16 protein-coding genes are annotated in these 15,907 nt (G+C 71.4%); 6 read left to right on the forward strand and 10 right to left on the reverse strand.

Annotated elements, in window-relative coordinates; genetic code table 11:
- Positions 1–269: 269 nt before the first annotated feature.
- Positions 270–1,166 carry an RNA polymerase sigma-70 factor gene (locus tag GFH48_RS35275; protein WP_153292121.1) on the reverse strand — a complete coding sequence of 299 codons (897 nt, stop codon included), beginning with the start codon at positions 1,164–1,166 and terminating at the stop codon, positions 270–272.
- 251 nt (positions 1,167–1,417) lie between these two features.
- On the opposite strand from GFH48_RS35275, the gene GFH48_RS35280 reads away from it, so the two are divergent.
- Positions 1,418–1,786, forward strand: coding sequence for a cupin domain-containing protein (locus GFH48_RS35280; protein WP_455431624.1), 369 nt, complete (start codon positions 1,418–1,420; stop codon positions 1,784–1,786).
- Positions 1,787–1,859: 73 nt separating this feature from the next.
- Here GFH48_RS35280 and GFH48_RS35285 read toward each other — a convergent pair whose 3' ends face one another.
- The gene (locus tag GFH48_RS35285; RefSeq protein WP_153292123.1) at positions 1,860–2,342 is read right to left on the reverse strand and encodes a cupin domain-containing protein; all 483 of its coding nucleotides are present in this window, start codon (positions 2,340–2,342) and stop codon (positions 1,860–1,862) included.
- Between the two features lie 183 nt (positions 2,343–2,525).
- Positions 2,526–3,149 (reverse strand): TetR/AcrR family transcriptional regulator, encoded by a 624-nt coding sequence (locus GFH48_RS35290; protein WP_228121112.1) that lies wholly within the window; start codon positions 3,147–3,149, stop codon positions 2,526–2,528.
- A 168-nt stretch (positions 3,150–3,317) separates the two neighbouring features.
- On the opposite strand from GFH48_RS35290, the gene GFH48_RS35295 reads away from it, so the two are divergent.
- On the forward strand, positions 3,318–4,055 hold the full coding sequence (locus GFH48_RS35295) for an SDR family NAD(P)-dependent oxidoreductase (RefSeq protein ID WP_153292124.1): 738 nt from the start codon (positions 3,318–3,320) through the stop codon (positions 4,053–4,055).
- A 140-nt stretch (positions 4,056–4,195) separates the two neighbouring features.
- On the opposite strand, the gene GFH48_RS35300 is transcribed toward GFH48_RS35295, so the two are convergent.
- Positions 4,196–4,960 (reverse strand): SDR family NAD(P)-dependent oxidoreductase, encoded by a 765-nt coding sequence (locus GFH48_RS35300; RefSeq protein WP_153292125.1) that lies wholly within the window; start codon positions 4,958–4,960, stop codon positions 4,196–4,198.
- Between the two features lie 210 nt (positions 4,961–5,170).
- A complete protein-coding gene (locus GFH48_RS35305; protein WP_153292126.1) occupies positions 5,171–5,644 on the reverse strand; it encodes a carboxymuconolactone decarboxylase family protein in 474 nt (157 codons plus the stop codon).
- Between the two features lie 296 nt (positions 5,645–5,940).
- Between GFH48_RS35305 and GFH48_RS35310 the strand changes: the two genes are divergently transcribed.
- Positions 5,941–6,954, forward strand: a complete 1,014-nt coding sequence (locus tag GFH48_RS35310) for an alpha/beta hydrolase (RefSeq protein WP_153292127.1) — start codon at positions 5,941–5,943, stop codon at positions 6,952–6,954.
- Between the two features lie 309 nt (positions 6,955–7,263).
- Here GFH48_RS35310 and GFH48_RS35315 read toward each other — a convergent pair whose 3' ends face one another.
- Positions 7,264–8,343 (reverse strand): NADH:flavin oxidoreductase/NADH oxidase, encoded by a 1,080-nt coding sequence (locus tag GFH48_RS35315; protein ID WP_153292128.1) that lies wholly within the window; start codon positions 8,341–8,343, stop codon positions 7,264–7,266.
- A 170-nt stretch (positions 8,344–8,513) separates the two neighbouring features.
- Between GFH48_RS35315 and GFH48_RS35320 the strand changes: the two genes are divergently transcribed.
- Positions 8,514–8,870 (forward strand): ArsR/SmtB family transcription factor, encoded by a 357-nt coding sequence (locus GFH48_RS35320; RefSeq protein ID WP_153292129.1) that lies wholly within the window; start codon positions 8,514–8,516, stop codon positions 8,868–8,870.
- Positions 8,871–8,910: 40 nt separating this feature from the next.
- Here the strand turns inward: GFH48_RS35320 and GFH48_RS35325 are convergent, their stop codons facing one another.
- The 3 genes from GFH48_RS35325 to GFH48_RS35335 all read right to left on the reverse strand — a co-directional run bounded on the left by GFH48_RS35325 (position 8,911) and on the right by GFH48_RS35335 (position 13,053).
- On the reverse strand, positions 8,911–10,269 hold the full coding sequence (locus GFH48_RS35325) for a nucleobase:cation symporter-2 family protein (protein WP_153292130.1): 1,359 nt from the start codon (positions 10,267–10,269) through the stop codon (positions 8,911–8,913).
- Between the two features lie 252 nt (positions 10,270–10,521).
- Positions 10,522–11,898 (reverse strand): FAD-dependent oxidoreductase, encoded by a 1,377-nt coding sequence (locus GFH48_RS35330; RefSeq protein ID WP_153292131.1) that lies wholly within the window; start codon positions 11,896–11,898, stop codon positions 10,522–10,524.
- Between the two features lie 501 nt (positions 11,899–12,399).
- Positions 12,400–13,053 carry a DUF305 domain-containing protein gene (locus GFH48_RS35335; protein ID WP_153292132.1) on the reverse strand — a complete coding sequence of 218 codons (654 nt, stop codon included), beginning with the start codon at positions 13,051–13,053 and terminating at the stop codon, positions 12,400–12,402.
- Positions 13,054–13,246: 193 nt separating this feature from the next.
- Between GFH48_RS35335 and GFH48_RS35340 the strand changes: the two genes are divergently transcribed.
- Positions 13,247–14,749, forward strand: a complete 1,503-nt coding sequence (locus tag GFH48_RS35340) for an LVIVD repeat-containing protein (RefSeq protein ID WP_153292133.1) — start codon at positions 13,247–13,249, stop codon at positions 14,747–14,749.
- On the opposite strand, the gene GFH48_RS35345 is transcribed toward GFH48_RS35340, so the two are convergent.
- Positions 14,737–15,411 (reverse strand): TetR/AcrR family transcriptional regulator, encoded by a 675-nt coding sequence (locus GFH48_RS35345; RefSeq protein ID WP_153292134.1) that lies wholly within the window; start codon positions 15,409–15,411, stop codon positions 14,737–14,739. The genes GFH48_RS35340 and GFH48_RS35345 overlap by 13 nt on opposite strands.
- A gap of 186 nt (positions 15,412–15,597) precedes the next feature.
- Here GFH48_RS35345 and GFH48_RS35350 point away from each other — a divergent pair, with 186 nt between their 5' ends.
- Positions 15,598–15,843: a DUF2630 family protein gene (locus GFH48_RS35350; RefSeq protein WP_153292135.1), complete on the forward strand. Its 246-nt coding sequence runs from the start codon at positions 15,598–15,600 to the stop codon at positions 15,841–15,843.
- Positions 15,844–15,907 lie beyond the last annotated feature (64 nt).

Below are 15,907 nucleotides of genomic sequence, written 5' to 3' on the forward strand. Positions count from 1 at the left end.
GGGCGCACGTCGGTGCCGGGCCACGTCGACAGCCCGTACGAGTGGGCCGCCCCCGGGCGGAGCCCAGCGAGGCGGATGCGCCAAGTGCCATGTGTCCCGCGCCTTCGTGTCATGGGCAAGCCCCGGGTCTCGGACAGTCGGTTGACCGAGAGGCGACCCCGGTTGTGACAGTCACGGGCGGACCGGCGGCAGCCGCTTCCACGTCACCCCGGTGTCAGGGGTCTCCGCCCTGGTCGAGCAGGGCGGCGCGGACCGTGCCGAAAGATGCCTCAGGCACTCAGTGATGCCACGTAGGGTTCGAGTTTGGCGGGATTCATGACCCACATGAGGCGTTCGATGCCGCGTTGCGAGGCGTCGACGGAGAGCAGGGCCATCGGGTGTCCCTGGGAGGAGATGAGGGCGGCGGGGGTGCCGTTGCTCTCGACCCAGCGGATGTCGGTTCCGGGCCAGAAGCGTGGGGCGAAGGCGGCGAGGTATTTGGAGACGTGGGGGCGGCCGACGACGGGAATCCGGGATGCCCCGCGGATGCCGCCGCCGTCGGCGTAGCTGACCACGTCGGCGCTGAGTACGTCTTCGAGTGCGGTCAGGCTGCCTGTCTGTGCGGCGGCGAGGAAGACTTCCAGCAGTCTGCGGTGGGCGGTGGGGGTGACGGGTTCCCTGCGTTCCGCGGCGAGGTGTTTGCGGGCGCGGCTGACCAGTTGGCGGGTGTTGGTCTCGCTGGTCTCCAGGATGTCCGCGATCTGTCCGTAGGGGTAGGCGAAGGCTTCGCGCAGGACGTAGGCGGCGCGTTCCACCGGGTTGAGTTTCTCCAGGAGGAAGAGGACGGCCATGTCGAGTGCCTCGGCCCGTTCGGCGCCGAGTTGTGGGTCGAGGCTGGTGTCGACGGGTTCGGGCAGCCAGGGTCCGATGTAGGTCTCCCGTCGTACTCGGGCGGACTGGGCGAGGTTGATGGCCAGGCGGGCGGTGACGGTGGCGAGGAACGCGGCGGGTTCGTGGATGTCGGTGCGGTCCGTCTTCTGCCAGCGCAGCCAGGCCTCCTGCACGATGTCCTCGGCTTCGGTGGCGCTGCCGAGGACCCGATAGGCGATACCGAACAGCTGGGGACGGGCCGCGACGAAATCCCTCGTCGCCCGATCGAGGGAGCCTGCGTCATCCCCGGCGGACATGGAACTCCTTCCGGTTCGGTGCCCCCCATTTTACCGGCCGTCGGCGCCGGACGCGTGGTGAGGACACACGTCCCGACCTGCGGTGCGGGCCTCGTGTTGTGCTCCCGATCGGAGCCGTGCACGCTGGATCAGCGACGGACACCGTCGAGCGGGGACCAGCACGGAGGGAGTCGCCAGTGCCGGACAACGACTCATCGGGAAAGACGCCGGACGCGCCGCGTTCGGAGGCGTGGAAGACAGCGGTCACGGTCCTGCAGGAAGCCCGGCCGCCCCACGTCCCCGAGGGCGCCTCGGGGATGACGATCCTCGTCCAGTGGCCGCCCGGTGACCCCGGTACTCCTCCGCACCGCCACTCGGGACCGGCCTTCGGTTACGTGATCGAGGGCGAGGTGCGCTTCGAACTCGAAGGTGAACCGGAACGCGTCGTCAAGGCCGGCGGGACGTTCTGGGAGCCCGGCGGTGACGTCATCCACTACCAGGACGGAAACGCCCGTACGGACGCGCCCTGCCGGTTCGTCGTGACCATGTTCTGCGCGCCGGGCATGCCGATGCTCACGCTGGTCGACGAGGAGGAACTGGCGCGGCGGGCCCACCTGCGCGCCCCGCGTCCCGGGCCCTGACCCGCCGCGAGGCGGCGGTTGGGCGGCGACCGAGCGGCGGTTGGGCGGCTACTGCGGGGGAGTGTTCCGCCGGCTAGTCCACGAAGTACGAGTCGTGTTTGAGGAGGAATTCGGTGCGTTCCTCGTCCGTCGCCTCCGCCAGCAGTGCGAGCTTCTCGAAGTACTCCTCACGCGGCGCGCCGGGGGTGAAGAGCAGAAGCATGTCGGCCGGCGAGTCGGAGTCGTTGCGGAACGCGTGCAGTCCGCCCTGCGGCACATGGAGGAAGTCGCCCTGCCGGGCATCGACCCACTGTGCGCCGTCGAAGAGACGAACCGTGCCGTCGAGGATGAAGAAGGACTCCGAGATGGTCTTGTGGAAGTGCGTCTTGGGTCCGCCCGCGTGCGGGCGCATCTCGACCCGGTACAGCCCGAACTCGCCGTGCGTGGTGGTAGTGGTCGCCAGGTAGTGGATGGCGTCACCGCCGGCCGTGCCGACGTTCGGTGGGGTCTTCGCGGGCCGGAAGTCCGCGCTGACCTCGCCGTCGTCCCCCATGTACACCCGCTTCGGATACGACATGCCGGTCATCCCTTTCCCAATCGGTCGCGCTGCGTCCTGTGAACGGGGCGTGCGCCGGCTCTTTCGTGATGGTGACCGCCAGGTCTCCCCGGTGTGCGCGACGGCGCCCCTGGCAGGAGAGACCGGACGCCACCGGCGTTTGTGACACGTCGACCGCTCCGACGCGGGACGGGGCGTCGTGGATCAGGCGAGGTGCGGGCGGTCGGGCGGCGGCTCCGGCAGGGGGCTCGCGTCGGTGGCGCGCAGGCCGTCGAGAGCCAGTTCGAGGTAGCGGCGCCACGCCTGCGGCTGTGTGGCCAGCAGCGGCGCCGCGGTCTGGTGGATGCCGCCGAGGAGCAGCACGACGTCCGTTCCCGTGACGTCGCGGCGGACGGCGCCCTGTTCGCGTGCCCGGGCGGTGAGTGCCTCGGCCGCCACGCAGAGGACGCCGATCGTGTCCCGTACCCCGGAATGCTGCAGCGAGGGGCGGCCGATCACCTCGCAGAACGCGCGGTCGGCGGCGAGCAGTTCCACCCCGTCGGTCATGAACTCCCGGAGCGCGGCTTCCGCGTCGGCGGCCTCCAGGAGCCGTTCCGCCGCGCGGACGAGCTGGTCGAGCAACTGGAGCGTGATCGCCGCGAGCAGCTCCTCCTTGGAGGCGAAGTGCCGGAACACCGTGCCCTTGGCGAGGCCGGCGCGTTGGGCGATCTCACCGATCGGCACCTCGACCCCGTGCTCCGCGAACGCCGCTGTCGCGGCCTCCAGCAGCAGGCGCCGATTGCGCACCATGTCCGCCCTCTGGCCCGTGGCGGCCGTCGTACCGGTCACGTGTGCCTCCTCACGAAGAGGAGCCTATCACCAACATGACCACAGGGTCATATTAGCTGCTACGGTCAACGTGACCCGGCGGTCATCTTCTGTCCCGCCTGTTTCCGGCTGCCCTGAGGGCCTCCGGCGGGTCCGGCATCCCGAACCACGAACTTCTGGGAGAAACCTGTGAACCACACTCTGGAAGGCAGAGTCGTCCTCGTCACCGGCGCGTCGTCGGGCATCGGACGGGCCATCGCGATCGCCCTGTCGAAGGCGGGTGCCCGGGTCGCGGCCGGCGCCCGGCGGGCCGACCGCGTGCGGTCCCTCGCGCAGGACGCCCCCGGCGAGACGCTGGCCCTCGAACTCGACGTCACCGACCCGCGGTCGGTGCGCGACGCGGTCGAGGCGACCGTCGAGCGCTTCGGCGCCCTCGACGTGCTCGTGAACAACGCGGGCGTGATGCTCAGCGGCCCGATCCTGGGCGCGGACACCACGGAGTGGACGCGCATGGTCGAGACCAACCTGCTCGGATCGATGTACGCGGTCCACTCGGCCCTGCCGCACCTGCTCCGGCACAAGGGGGCGGTGGTGCAGATCTCGTCGACGTCAGGGCGTACGTCGTCGGCCGCGAGCGGTGTGTACGCGGCCACGAAGTTCGGCATCACCGCCTTCTCGGAGGCGTTGCGCCAGGAGGTCACCGAGCAGGGCGTACGGGTCGTCGTCGTGGAACCCGGCTTCGTGGCCACCGAGCTGACCAGCCACATCACCGACCCGGCCATCCAGGCCATGGCGAAGAACATGGCCGAGTCCATGCGGACGCTCCAGGCCGAGGACATCGCGGGCGCCGTCGTGTACGCGCTCTCCCAGCCCGATCACGTGGCCGTCAACGAGATCCTGATCCGGCCGACCGACCAGGCCCGCTGAGCCCGCTCACTCGCACCCCGGCCCGGCCTCGGACCGCGCGACGCGCGCGGTCCGAGGCCGGGCGGACTGCGCGCGGCCCGCGGACGGACGGATTCCGCCCGGCCCGCGGTCGGTGCGCCGCCCGCGGGCCGGGACGCCGGTCAGACGAGTTCGAGTCCTCCGTCGACCGTCAGCACCTGGCCGGTCAGATGGCTGCTCAGAGGGTCGGCGACACGCAGGATCCAGTCCGCGATGTCCTCCGCGTCCCCGAGGCGGCCGGTCGGGATGAGGTCGCGTTCGTGGGCGCGCAACTCGTCGATGGCGTCCTGGGAGAGGCCCGCCGCGACCAGGACGTCCGTCTTGGTGGGTCCGGGGGCGATCGCGTTGACCCGTACCCCGTCGGACGCGAGCTCCAGGGCCCAGCTGCGCGTCAGTTGCTCCAGGGCGCTCTTGGTGGCGGCGTAGTGCGCTCCGCCGGCCAGGGGGCGGTGCCCGTAGGTGCTGGAGACGTTGACGATGGAGCCCGAGGATTCGCGCAGGTGCGGCAGGGCCGCGTGGGCGAGCATGCTCGGCGCGATCACGTTGAGGTCGAACAGGCCGGTGACGACCGACCGTTCGCTCTCCGCGAGGGGCATCACGGCCGCGGCACCGGCGTTGTTCACCAGTACGTCGAGCCGGCCCCACCGCTCCACCGCGGTGGCCACCACCGTGTCCGCGGCGCCCTCCTCGCGGATGTCGAGCGCCAGGACCGCGATCCCGGCGTGGGCGCCGGCCGTCTCCTCCAGGGCGTCCTTGCGGCGTCCCACACCGAGGACGTGTGCCCCCGACTCGGCGAAGGCGATCGCGGTGGCGCGGCCGATTCCCGACCCCGCCCCCGTGACGATGGCGACAAGATCCGTGAAACGGGGTGTGTTCGAGCCGGACATGGGTTTCCCCTTTTCGAAGAGCGTGGGAAAGAGAGGCAGGTGTCCGAAGACATGTGTGCCGCCGAGCGGGTCGTGTGCGCGCCGGACATCGTCGTCGCGGCGAGGGCGTCCGCCCGAACGGGCCACCCGCTCGACGCCGGTGGTCCGTCTCCCCGCCGTCGGTCGGGGGGCGTGGAGACGGACCGGTCGTGCCCGGCGGGCGGACGTCGGTCAGCCGAACTGGCCGGGCTGGTAGCTCCCGGCGGGCTGCTGGTTGATGACGTTGATGCGGTTGTAGGCGTTGATGATGGCGATGAGGGAGATCAGGGCGACGAGCTGGTCCTCGTCGTAGTGCCTGACCGCGTCGGCCCACGCCTCGTCGGTCACACCACCGGCGGCGTCGGCGATGCGAGTGCCCTGCTCGGCCAGTTCGAGTGCGGCCCGCTCGGCATCGGTGAAGACCGTGGCCTCACGCCAGGCCGCGACCAGGTGGAGCCGCTGCTCGGTCTCACCGGCCGCCGCGGCGTCCTTGGTGTGCATGTCCGTGCAGAAACCGCAGCCGTTGATCTGGCTCGCGCGGATCTTCACCAGTTCCTGGACCGTGAGCGGCAGCGTCGTCTCCGACACCACCTTGCCGGCCGTGTTGATGTGCTTCAGCACCTTTCCCGCGAGGGGGTGGCCGAAGTAGTTGAGACGCGATTCCACGGTGATCTCCTGACGATCGACGTTTGCGGATACACACCTATGACCGGGAGGGTGGGCCGATCTGTGACAGGGGGCCCGGGTGACCTGGATCTCCCGCCGCCCCTGCCCGGCCGCGCGGCACCGCTCGCCGGGGGCGCGGACCACGAAGGTCCGGGGCGCGGACGCCGATGCGTGTCCACGGAGCACCGGCCGTCCGGCGGGAGTTCTCCGCCGGACGGCGGCTACTCCGTACAGCCGGCCCGGGGCACCATGACGGCAGTGGTCACAGGGGCGTGACCGTGACGCAGGGAGTGCCGATGACCGCCGTACCCTCCGCATCCTCCACCGGGAACGAGCAGTTCCGGGTGGGGCCGCCCCCGCCGTTCGACCCGGAACTCGCCGCCGCACTCGAAGTCGTCTCCGAACAGATGTCGCCGGCCCTGTACCCCGGGATGATCCCGGCGCTGCGCGAGGAGATGGCGGCGTGGGAGGGAGCGGACTCCGACCTGACCATGGACGGCGCCTTCGAGGTCGAGGACCGCACGGTTCCCGGGCCGCGGGGCGCCCCGGACATCTCCCTGCTCGTCTGCCGGCCCACGGGGACCGATGTCACCGTGCCCGTCGTCTACCACACGCACGGCGGCGGAATGGTGGTCGGTGACAGGCGCTCCGGCGTCGCCGAGATCCTCGGCTGGGCGAGCGAACTGGGCACGGCGGTGGTCTCCGTGGAGTACCGACTCGCCCCCGAGAACCCGCACCCGGCGCCCGTCGAGGACTGCTACGCGGGACTGGTGTGGACGGCCGGACACGCCGCGGAACTGGGATTCGACGCCGGCCGGATCGTCGTCGCCGACGGCAGCGCGGGAGGCGGCCTTGCCGCGGCCGTGGGCCTGCTCGCCAGGGACCGCGGCGGCCCGGCGCTGCTGGGGCAGGTACTGCTCTGCCCGATGCTCGACGACCGCAACGACACCCCGTCCAGCCACCAGATGGCCGGTCTCGGCCTGTGGGACCGTACGGCGAACGACACGGGGTGGACGGCCCTGCTCGGCGACGCGCGCGGCGGCCCGGACGTCTCCCCCTACGCCGCCCCGGCGCGTGCCGGGGATCTCTCCGGACTGCCCCCGGCGTTCATCGACGTCGGTTCGGCCGAGACCTTCCGGGACGAGGCCGTCGCGTACGCCACCCGGATGTGGCAGGCGGGCGGTCGCGCCGAACTGCACGTCTGGCCGGGCGGTTTCCACGGATACGACCAGCTGGCGCCGCAGGCCGCCCTGTCCCAGGACACGAAGGCGGCACGCCTGCGATGGCTGCGCCGGCTGCTGGGGAACTGACCGGACCCGGTGCCTCCGGGCCGAGGCCGACGGGGTGTGCCGCGACCACGACAGGCCCCTCGATCCGGCCTGGCCGTCCGCGCCCCTCCCGCCCGGCGGGTCCGCGGCCGTCCGGCTGTGGCGCGCGGGCGCTCCAGGACCGTCTCGCCCAGGCCGAGCACCGGCTGGACCGGCCGGTGCGCACGAGCCGTACGGCCGGCTCCGGCTCCAACTGGCCCCGCTCCCAAGGAGACCGCACCGGAATCCGGCGTCCCCGCAGGCCGCCGGGGCCCCGGGGCGCCGGTCTCCCGGGGGAGCGGCGGACACGACCTAGACGGAGCGGTGGTACTGCGCGGGCACGTGGACGTCCGCGCCGAGTTCCCGTCCCGCGAGGCGGGCGAACGACGGGTTGCGCAGCAGTTCGCGGCCCAGCAGGACCGCGTCGGCCTCGTCGTTGGCGACGATCTTCTCGGCCTGCTCGGCGTCGGTGATCAGACCGACGGCGGCGACGGGCAGACCGGTCTCCGCCCTGACCCGCGCCGCGAAGGGAACCTGGTAGCCGGGCCCGACCGGGATGCGTACGCCCGAGGCGTTGCCGCCCGTCGAGACGTCCAGCAGGTCCACGCCGTGCTCCCGGAGCCGGGCGGCCAGACGGACGGTGTCGTCGGCGCCCCAGCCGCCCTCGTCCAGCCAGTCGGTGGCGGAGACGCGGAAGAAGAGCGGCTTGTCCTCGGGCCAGACCTCGCGGACGGCGTCGACGACTTCGAGGGCGAAGCGGACGCGGTTCTCGTAGGAGCCGCCGTACTCGTCGGTGCGCCGGTTGGAGTGCGGGGAGAGGAACTCGTTGACGAGGTAGCCGTGGGCGCCGTGGATCTCCACGACCTCGAACCCGGCGTCCAGGGCGCGCCGCGCCGCGTCCGCGAACCGGCCGGCGATCTCCCGTATGCCGGCCACCGTGAGTTCGGTCGGCACCGGATGACGCTCGTCGAACGCCAGCGCGCTCGGAGCCAGCGGCTGCCATCCGTACGCGCCCTCACCGACCGGCGCGCCGCCCGTCCAGGTGCGGTCGGTCGACGCCTTGCGCCCGGCGTGCGCGAGCTGGATCCCGGGCACCGTGCCCTGGTCGCGCAGGAAGCGCGTGATGCGACGGAACGCCTCCACTTGGGTGTCGTTCCAGATGCCGAGGTCGTACGGGCTGATCCGGCCCTCGGGGGAGACGGCGGTGGCCTCGACGACGATCAGGCCCGTGCCGCCGGTGGCGCGCGCGGCGTAGTGGGCGAAGTGCCAGTCGTTCGGAGCGCCTGTCGACGGTCCTTCCGGCGCGGCCGAGTACTGGCACATCGGGGGCATCCACACCCGGTTGGGGATCGTCAGATCGCGCAGGGTGATGGGCTCGAAGAGCGCGCTCACGGCGGACTCCATTCATCGCGGGACCGGAATGTCGTTACTACGAAAAACATCGTAGTACGGCAAGTGTCAAACTACGAGAGGTCTCGTACAATGGGGACCGGAAGGCCGATCGAGGAGGCCCGCCATCGGCGGTGCCCGGACGACCGGCCGCCCCGAGGACTGGAGCCACCGTGACGACCGCCCCCGCCGGCAGCAGCCGGGATCTCGCGCACCCCACGTGTGCGGAGATCCGCCTGGAGGGCGTGCTGCACGCGCTGTCCGATCCGATGCGGCTGCGGATCGTGCGCGAGCTCGCCGCCGACGGCGACGAGCTGTCCTGTTCGCACTTCGACCTGCCCGTCACCAAGTCCACCACCACGCACCACTTCCGGGTGCTCCGTGAGAGCGGGGTGATCCGGCAGGTCTACCGCGGCACGGCCAAGATGAACGGGCTGCGCGCGGACGACCTCGACACGCTGTTCCCGGGACTCATCGGCTGCGTCCTCGCCGCGGCGGCACGCCAGGAGTCGGAGCGGGGCGACGGCTGAGCCTGTGCCCGGGTGGTGACCGTGGACGCCTCCAGAGCTGCTAGGCGGTGACGGTGGGCGCGTCCGGAGCGGCCGCGCCGCCCTCCTGCTCTCCCGGCCGCCCCGGCAGGTGGTTGAAGAGCAGATTCAGGACGATCGCGGTGAGGCAGCCGGCGCTGATCCCGCTGTTCATCACCGTCTGGAACCAGTCGGGGAACTTCGCGTAGACCGTCGGCACCCCGACCGGGAGCATGCCCACGGCGACCGAGACGGCCACGACGGTGAGGTTGTGGTTGCCCTTGAAGTCCACCGCGGCCAGAGTGCGCAGCCCGCTCGCGGCGACCGTCCCGAACATCACCAGACCCGCGCCGCCGAGTACGGGCGACGGTACCGCCGCGACCACCGCGCCCAGTTTGGGCAGCAGGCCGAGAAGCACGAGGATGCCGCCCGCGGCGGCGACCACCCAGCGACTGCGCACGCGGGTCATGCCGACCAGGCCCACGTTCTGCGCGAACGCCGTGTACGGGAAGGTGTTGAACACCCCGCCGAGGACCGTGGAGAGGCCGTCGGCGCGCAGCCCGTCGGCGAGCGCGCGCGGCTCGACCCGGCGATCGGTCATCTCGCCCACCGCGATGAGGTCGCCGGTGGTCTCCGTCATCGTCACCAGTGCCACGACCAGCATCGAGACGATCGCGGAGGCGCGGAAGGACGGCGCGCCGAAGTGGAACGGCGTGCTGATCCCCAGCCAGTCGGCGTCGCCGACACCGCCGAAGTCCGTGAAGCCGAGGGGCACCGCCGCGGCGAGACCCACCGCGATGCCGATCAGCACCGCGATCCGGCTCAGGAAGGGCGGCGCGAACCGCTGCACAGCCACGACGACGGCCAGCACGAAGCCCGCGAGCGCGAGGTTCCTCGGCTCGCCGAAGTCCTTCGCGCCGACGCCGCCGGCCGCCCAGTTTCCCGCGACCGGCAGCAGTGAGACGCCGATGATCAGGATGACGGTGCCCGTGACGAGCGGCGGGAAGAAGCGCAGCAGCCTGCCGAAGACCGGCGCCAGCAGCATGATCGCGAGGCCCGCGACGATGACCGAGCCGTAGATCGCGGGCAGTCCGCCGCCCGTCGTTCCGATGAGCACCATCGGTGAGACCGCGGCGAACGTGCAGCCCTGCATGATCGGCAGACGTACGCCGAAACGCCAGAATCCCACGCACTGGATGAGGGTCGCGACGCCGCAGATCAGCAGGTCGGCGGTGATCAGATACGCCAGATCGGCCGGCGAGAGCTTCATCGCGCCGCCCACGATCAGCGGAACGGCCACGGCTCCCGCGTACATCGCGAGCACGTGCTGCAACCCGAAGGCGGCCAGACTGCGTACGGGCGGGACCTCGTCGACGGGATGCACGGGTGCGGTGGTCGCCATGGGCACTCCAGGGGCGGCGGCGGATCGGGGACGGCCGGACGGCGTGCGGAACCTCCGGTCGGCACGAGACCGTAAAGGGCTTGAACAGTTTGTTGATTTCCGGTCTGTTGCCGGTGTGTGTCATGCCCACGGAACATCGAACGACTCCGACGGACCCTCGCTCCGGATGACGGACGCGGGTCGCGCCGGACGCCAGGAATCGCCGTCGCCGCCGGACGCCAGGAAGCCGCCGTCCGCCGCCGACGGCGGACGCTAGGAAGTCGTCGTCCGCGCCGCCGTCAGCAGTGACGTCCAGTCGGGCAGCTTCACGACACCGCGCCCGAGGGAGGCCCCGAGCTCCGCCTCCGCCCGCTCGATCGCCTCCCAGCCGGCCCATTCGACCGGCGTGACGCCGTCCGCGCGCAGTGCCGCGAGCGGGTCGCCGGGCACCTCACGCCGTACGAGATCGGGCGCGTCCTCCAGCAACGCGGTCACCGTCTCCTTCGCGCACGGCCGGTTGGTCCCGATGACGCCCGTCGGGCCGCGTTTGATCCAGCCCGCCACGTACTCGCCCGGGGCGACCGCCCCGTCCCGCAGCACCCGCCCCGCGAGATGCGGCACCGTGCCGTGCTCCGCGTCGAACGGCAGTCCGTCGAGCGGAACCCCGCGATAGCCCACCGAGCGGAGCACCAGCTGCGCCGCGATGTCCTCGTGGCGACCCGTGCCCGTCACCCCGCCCCGCCCGTCGGGCGCGGTCCGTTCGAAGCGCACCGCGCCCACCCGGCCGCCGGCACCGCCCGGCTCGCCGTCGCGGGGGAGCAGCGCGACGGGACGGAGGAAGAACCGGAGCCGGATCCGGCGCGGACGGCCCCGTGGCGGCGCGGCGGCCCACCCGCGCAGCACCTCCACGTTGCGGCGCTGGGCGGCGGGCAGCGCCGACGGGTCGGCGTACTGCGGATCGAGCGCCAACTCGTCGGGGTCCACCACGACGTCGGTGTCCGGCAGCCCGCCCAGCTCGCGCAGCTCCTTGGTGGTGAAGCGGGCCTGCGAGGGGCCGCGCCGCCCGACCATGCTGATCTCCGTCACGGTGCTCGCGGCCAGCGCGGTGAGCGCGGCCTGCGGAATGTCGGTGGGGCTCAGCTCGGCCGCGCCGCGGGCCAGGATCCGGGTCACGTCGACCGCGACGTTGCCGACGCCGATGACCACGGCCGAGTGGGTGCCGAGCACGAATCCGGCGGCTCCGTCGGTCACGGAGTCCGGGTGCGCGCTGTACCAGGAGACGAACTCGGTCGCCGACCAGCTGCCGGACAGTTCCTCGCCGGGCACCGCGAGGTGACGGTCGGTGGCGGCTCCCACGCAGTACACGACCGCGTGGTACAGCTCGCGCAGTCGCTCGGCCGGCACGCCGCCGGGGCCCACCTGGACGCCGCCGAGGAACCGCACCCGCTCGTCCTCCAGGACGGCGCGCAGATTGTTCTGGAGCGACTTGATCTTCTCGTGGTCGGGGGCCACGCCGTAGCGGACCAGGCCGTAGGGGCACGGCAACCGGTCGAGGACGTCCACCCGGATCTCGGGCAGCCCACTCTGTACGAGGCTCTGGGCGGTGTAGACCCCGCTGGGCCCCGAGCCGACGACGGCGACATGCAGCACGGCGGAACTCCCAACCCGAAACCCGAAACCGGAACAGCCCGAGGGGATCGCTGATGGCTCCAGCATCGCACCACTCATGGCCCACTGACAGGGTGCGGCGCGCGGTACACGTGTGCGTGTCCGTCCGTATGGATCGATCACCTCTCGTGGGGGACCGCCCCCGCCGAGGTGCGCGGCGGCCGTGGCGGCGCGGTGCGGGCCGAGGCCCAGGCGAGGGCGCCGCCCGGCCGTAGCCGTCGTGCCCGCTGTGCCCGTCGTGCCCGTCGTACCGGGCCGCTTGGCGTCGCGGGGCGCGTCGGCCGGTCGCCGAGGAGTACCGGGGCGCGCGGCAGGGGCGGATCCGGTCGGGGCGGTCGTGTGCGCCACCGGTCACGGCCGGCACAGGTCACCGGCGCTGATCGCCCGGACGGACGGCCCGGGTGCGCGGCGAGGAGCTCCTGACCTCCTGTCATGTACGTCGTCGAAGCGGCCGCGGGGAGCATCGCCGAAGGCCGCGGACCGTCACGACATCGCGCGCATCCTGCTGATCTCACTGGTCTGCTGGGCCATCACGTCGTCGGCCATCTCCTCGATCTGGATGTTGTTGCCCCGGGCCTTCACGTCCGTGGCCATCGAGACCGCCCCGTCGTGGTGCGTGATCATCAGTTTCAGGAAGAGCCGGTCGAAGACCTTTCCACGGGCCACGCGCAATGCCTTGAGCTGGGCCTCGGTGGCCATGCCGGGCATCGCCGCGTGCTGGTGCCGCGTGGCGTGGCCGTCCCCGTCGTGGGCGTCGAGCCAGCCCTTCATCGTGCTGATCTCGGGTCCCTGCGAGGCGGCGATGCGTGCCGCGAGTGCCTTCACCCGGCCGGACCCGGCCTGCCCCGGGGCGAGCCGGGTCATCTCCAGCGCCTGGGTGTGGTGTTCGATCATCATCCGCGCGTAGGCGAAGTCCGCCGAGTTGGGGGAGTCGTCCTCGGTGCGCCGTTTCGCGGCATCGTCGGCGGAGAGAGTTTCGGCCGCCTCGCCGGGCTTGCCGGGCGCGATCACCGAAGGGCCGCCCGTCCTGCCGGAGTCGGCCGGGGCGCCGGAGTCGTCGCAGGCCCCGAGCGTGAGGACGACGGCCACCAGCGCGGCCGTGACCAGGGACGCGCGAGGGGAACGGCGGAAGAGCACAGCGACCTCCTGGGACACACGGATCGGCTTACACCTCACGGGTGTTCATGACCGTCCTAGCACGCTTCCGAACGTGCCTGATCAGAAAGTCTCATTACGAGTACGTTGCCATCTGTTGATCAGCGCATGGGGCAGACGATACTTCTGGGGTCCGTGAACCGTTCCTCTGCGAACGGCTACAAGGGAGGACGCAGTGACCCTGTTGAACGATCCCCGAACGCGGCACAGACGCCTGGGAGTTGCCGCCGTCGCGGCCGGACTCCTGGCCGCGCTGCTCACGGCCGGCCCGGCGGCCGCGACCCCCGACCCCGGGGACGGCCCAGCCGCACGGGAGAAGGTCTCCCGGAGCGACGCCGCCGAGGTGAAGGCGGCGATGGCTAGCGGCGAGATACCCGGACAGGACGAGATCGTCCACTCCGACAACGTCCAGCACCTCGCCAACATCCCCAAGGAAGCCCTGCCCGGCATCAATTCGGATCTCGCCTTCCAGGGCCGGTACGCCTTCGCCGGCAACTACGACGGCTTCCGCATCTTCGACATCAGCAACCCGAAGGCCCCGAAGACGGTCTCCCAGGTGCTGTGCCCGGGATCGCAGAACGACATCTCCGTCTCCGGCAACCTGCTCTTCCTGTCCACCGACTCCTCGCGCAGCGACAGTTCGTGCACCAGCACGACGCAGCCCGCGACCGAGAAGTCCTCGTGGGAGGGCATGAAGGTCTTCGACATCACCGACAAGGCGAACCCGAAGTACGTCGCCGCCGTCGAGACCGCCTGCGGCTCGCACACCCACTCGCTGGTGCCGGAGCGCAAGAACGTCTACATCTACGTGTCCTCGTACTCACCGAGCGCCACGTTCCCGGACTGCCAACCGCCGCACGACGGCATCTCGGTCATCAAGGTGCCGCGCAACGCGCCCGAGAAGGCCGCGGTGGTGAACTTCCCGGTGCTCTTCCCCGGTGAGGGACCCGACGGCGGCGGCAACCCGGGCTCGCCCACCAACCCGGGCGTCTCGAAGACCACGGGCTGCCACGACATCACCGTGCTGCCCTCCAAGGACCTCGCGGCGGGCGCCTGCATGGGCGACGGAATCCTGTTCTCCATCAAGGACCCCGAACACCCGAAGGTCATCGACCAGGTCCAGGACAACGTCAACTTCGCGTTCTGGCACTCCGCGACCTTCAACCAGAAGGCCGACAAGGTCGTGTTCACCGACGAACTGGGCGGTGGCGGCGCGGCCACCTGCAACGCGGCCATCGGTCCGAACCGCGGTGCCGACGGCATCTACGACATCGTCGGCAAGGGCGACCGGCGCAAGCTGGTCTTCCGGAGCTACTACAAGATCCCCCGCCACCAGGCGGACACCGAGAACTGCGTGGCCCACAACGGCTCGCTCATCCCGGTGAAGGGCAAGGACCTCATGGTCCAGGCCTGGTACCAGGGCGGCGTCTCCGTCTGGGACTTCACCGACTCCGTCCACCCGAAGGAGATCGCCTACTTCGAGCGCGGCCCGCTGAACACCGACACGCTCCAGGTCGGCGGCTCCTGGTCGGCGTACTACTACAACGGCTACATCTACTCGAACGACATCGCCAAGGGCTTCGACGTGCTGAAGCTCAGCGACCGGCGCACCGACCCGGCCGAGCGGGTCCGCCTGCGCGAGCTCAACGTCCAGACACAGCCGGACTACTTCGACTGATCGTCGGGCAGGCGGCCGGTCGCGAAGAACCGTGACAGATCCGCCCCGTACGTCCCGCCGGGCACCTCGGTGTCCGGCGGGACCCCCATCTCCCAGTCGAGGCCGTAGCGCTCGAACAGCTCCGCCCGCAGCGTCGGTACCGCCATCGGCGCACCCGGCACCAGAGCCGCGTACACCGCGCCCATGAGCAGCGCGCGCAGCATCGGGTAGTCGGTGGCCGCGTCCGGCGAGCCGTGGCCGGCCACGGTCTCCCGCAGGAGCTGCGCCAGCCGCTGCTGCTCGGGGCACTGCACGAACCCCTCGTCCTGCAGGATCCCGGCCATGTGCTGACGCATGAGGACCGGCCTGTCCCGGGCCAGGCCGAGGACCGCGTCGATGGCCCGCGCCATCCGTTCCCGGCCGTCCGCGGTGCGCGGCTCGCGCTCCAGCCCCTCTTCCAGCGTGCGGTGCATCAGCCGGTGCACGGCGGACTGCACGAGCTGGCGCTTGCCGGGGAAGTAGTAGGACACCAGTCCGCGTGCGGATCCCGCGCGATCCGCTATGTCCCCGAGCGTCGTCGCGTCGTATCCGCGCGCGCTCACCAGCTCCAGCGCGGCCTGGAGGAGCCGCTCCCGGGAACGCCGCCGCAGCTCTTCGTTGACCGACGGGCTGCGCGGGGACATCCTGTAACTCCCGTGTTGACTGGCTGCCAGCCAACTATACTCGGGTCGTCCGGGTCACGGCTCCGTCAGGGGTCGGCTCCGGGCTGCCGTCCGCCTGGGGCGTCGCGGGGGAACGTCTCAGGCGGACGTGCGGTGCGGGGGAGGATCTCCTTACAGTGGGCACGAGTCCCGAGGAGGCTTACGGACATGAACCAAGAGCAGATCCTGGCGAAGATCACGGCGATGGTGGACGACGAGCGACAGCTGCGCGACGCGCTGTCGTCGGGGCAGATCGACTCCGACACCGAACATCAGCGGCTCGGGCACCTGGAGCGCGAGCTCGACCAGTGCTGGGACCTGCTGCGCCAGCGGCGCGCGAAGACCGAGTTCGGGGAGAACCCGGACGAGGCCCGCGTACGGCCGGCCTCGCAGGTCGAGGGCTACCAGAGCTGACGGGTCGCGGGCCGACGGAGCTGAGAGGCCGAGGGCTCCCGGAGCGCGGAGGCGCGGAGGTGCG

Origin of the sequence: Streptomyces fagopyri (assembly GCF_009498275.1) — a bacterium.
GTDB classification, from domain to species: domain Bacteria; phylum Actinomycetota; class Actinomycetes; order Streptomycetales; family Streptomycetaceae; genus Streptomyces; species Streptomyces fagopyri.

Coding starts and splice junctions, on each gene's coding strand:
- GFH48_RS35275 (WP_153292121.1), bottom strand. CDS start 1,166: ATGTCCGCCGGGGATGACGCAGGCTCCCTCGATCGGGCGACGAGGGAT.
- GFH48_RS35285 (WP_153292123.1), bottom strand. CDS start 2,342: ATGTCGTATCCGAAGCGGGTGTACATGGGGGACGACGGCGAGGTCAGC.
- GFH48_RS35300 (WP_153292125.1), bottom strand. CDS start 4,960: ATGTCCGGCTCGAACACACCCCGTTTCACGGATCTTGTCGCCATCGTC.
- GFH48_RS35310 (WP_153292127.1), top strand. CDS start 5,941: ATGACCGCCGTACCCTCCGCATCCTCCACCGGGAACGAGCAGTTCCGG.
- GFH48_RS35325 (WP_153292130.1), bottom strand. CDS start 10,269: ATGGCGACCACCGCACCCGTGCATCCCGTCGACGAGGTCCCGCCCGTA.
- GFH48_RS35345 (WP_153292134.1), bottom strand. CDS start 15,411: ATGTCCCCGCGCAGCCCGTCGGTCAACGAAGAGCTGCGGCGGCGTTCC.
- GFH48_RS35350 (WP_153292135.1), top strand. CDS start 15,598: ATGAACCAAGAGCAGATCCTGGCGAAGATCACGGCGATGGTGGACGAC.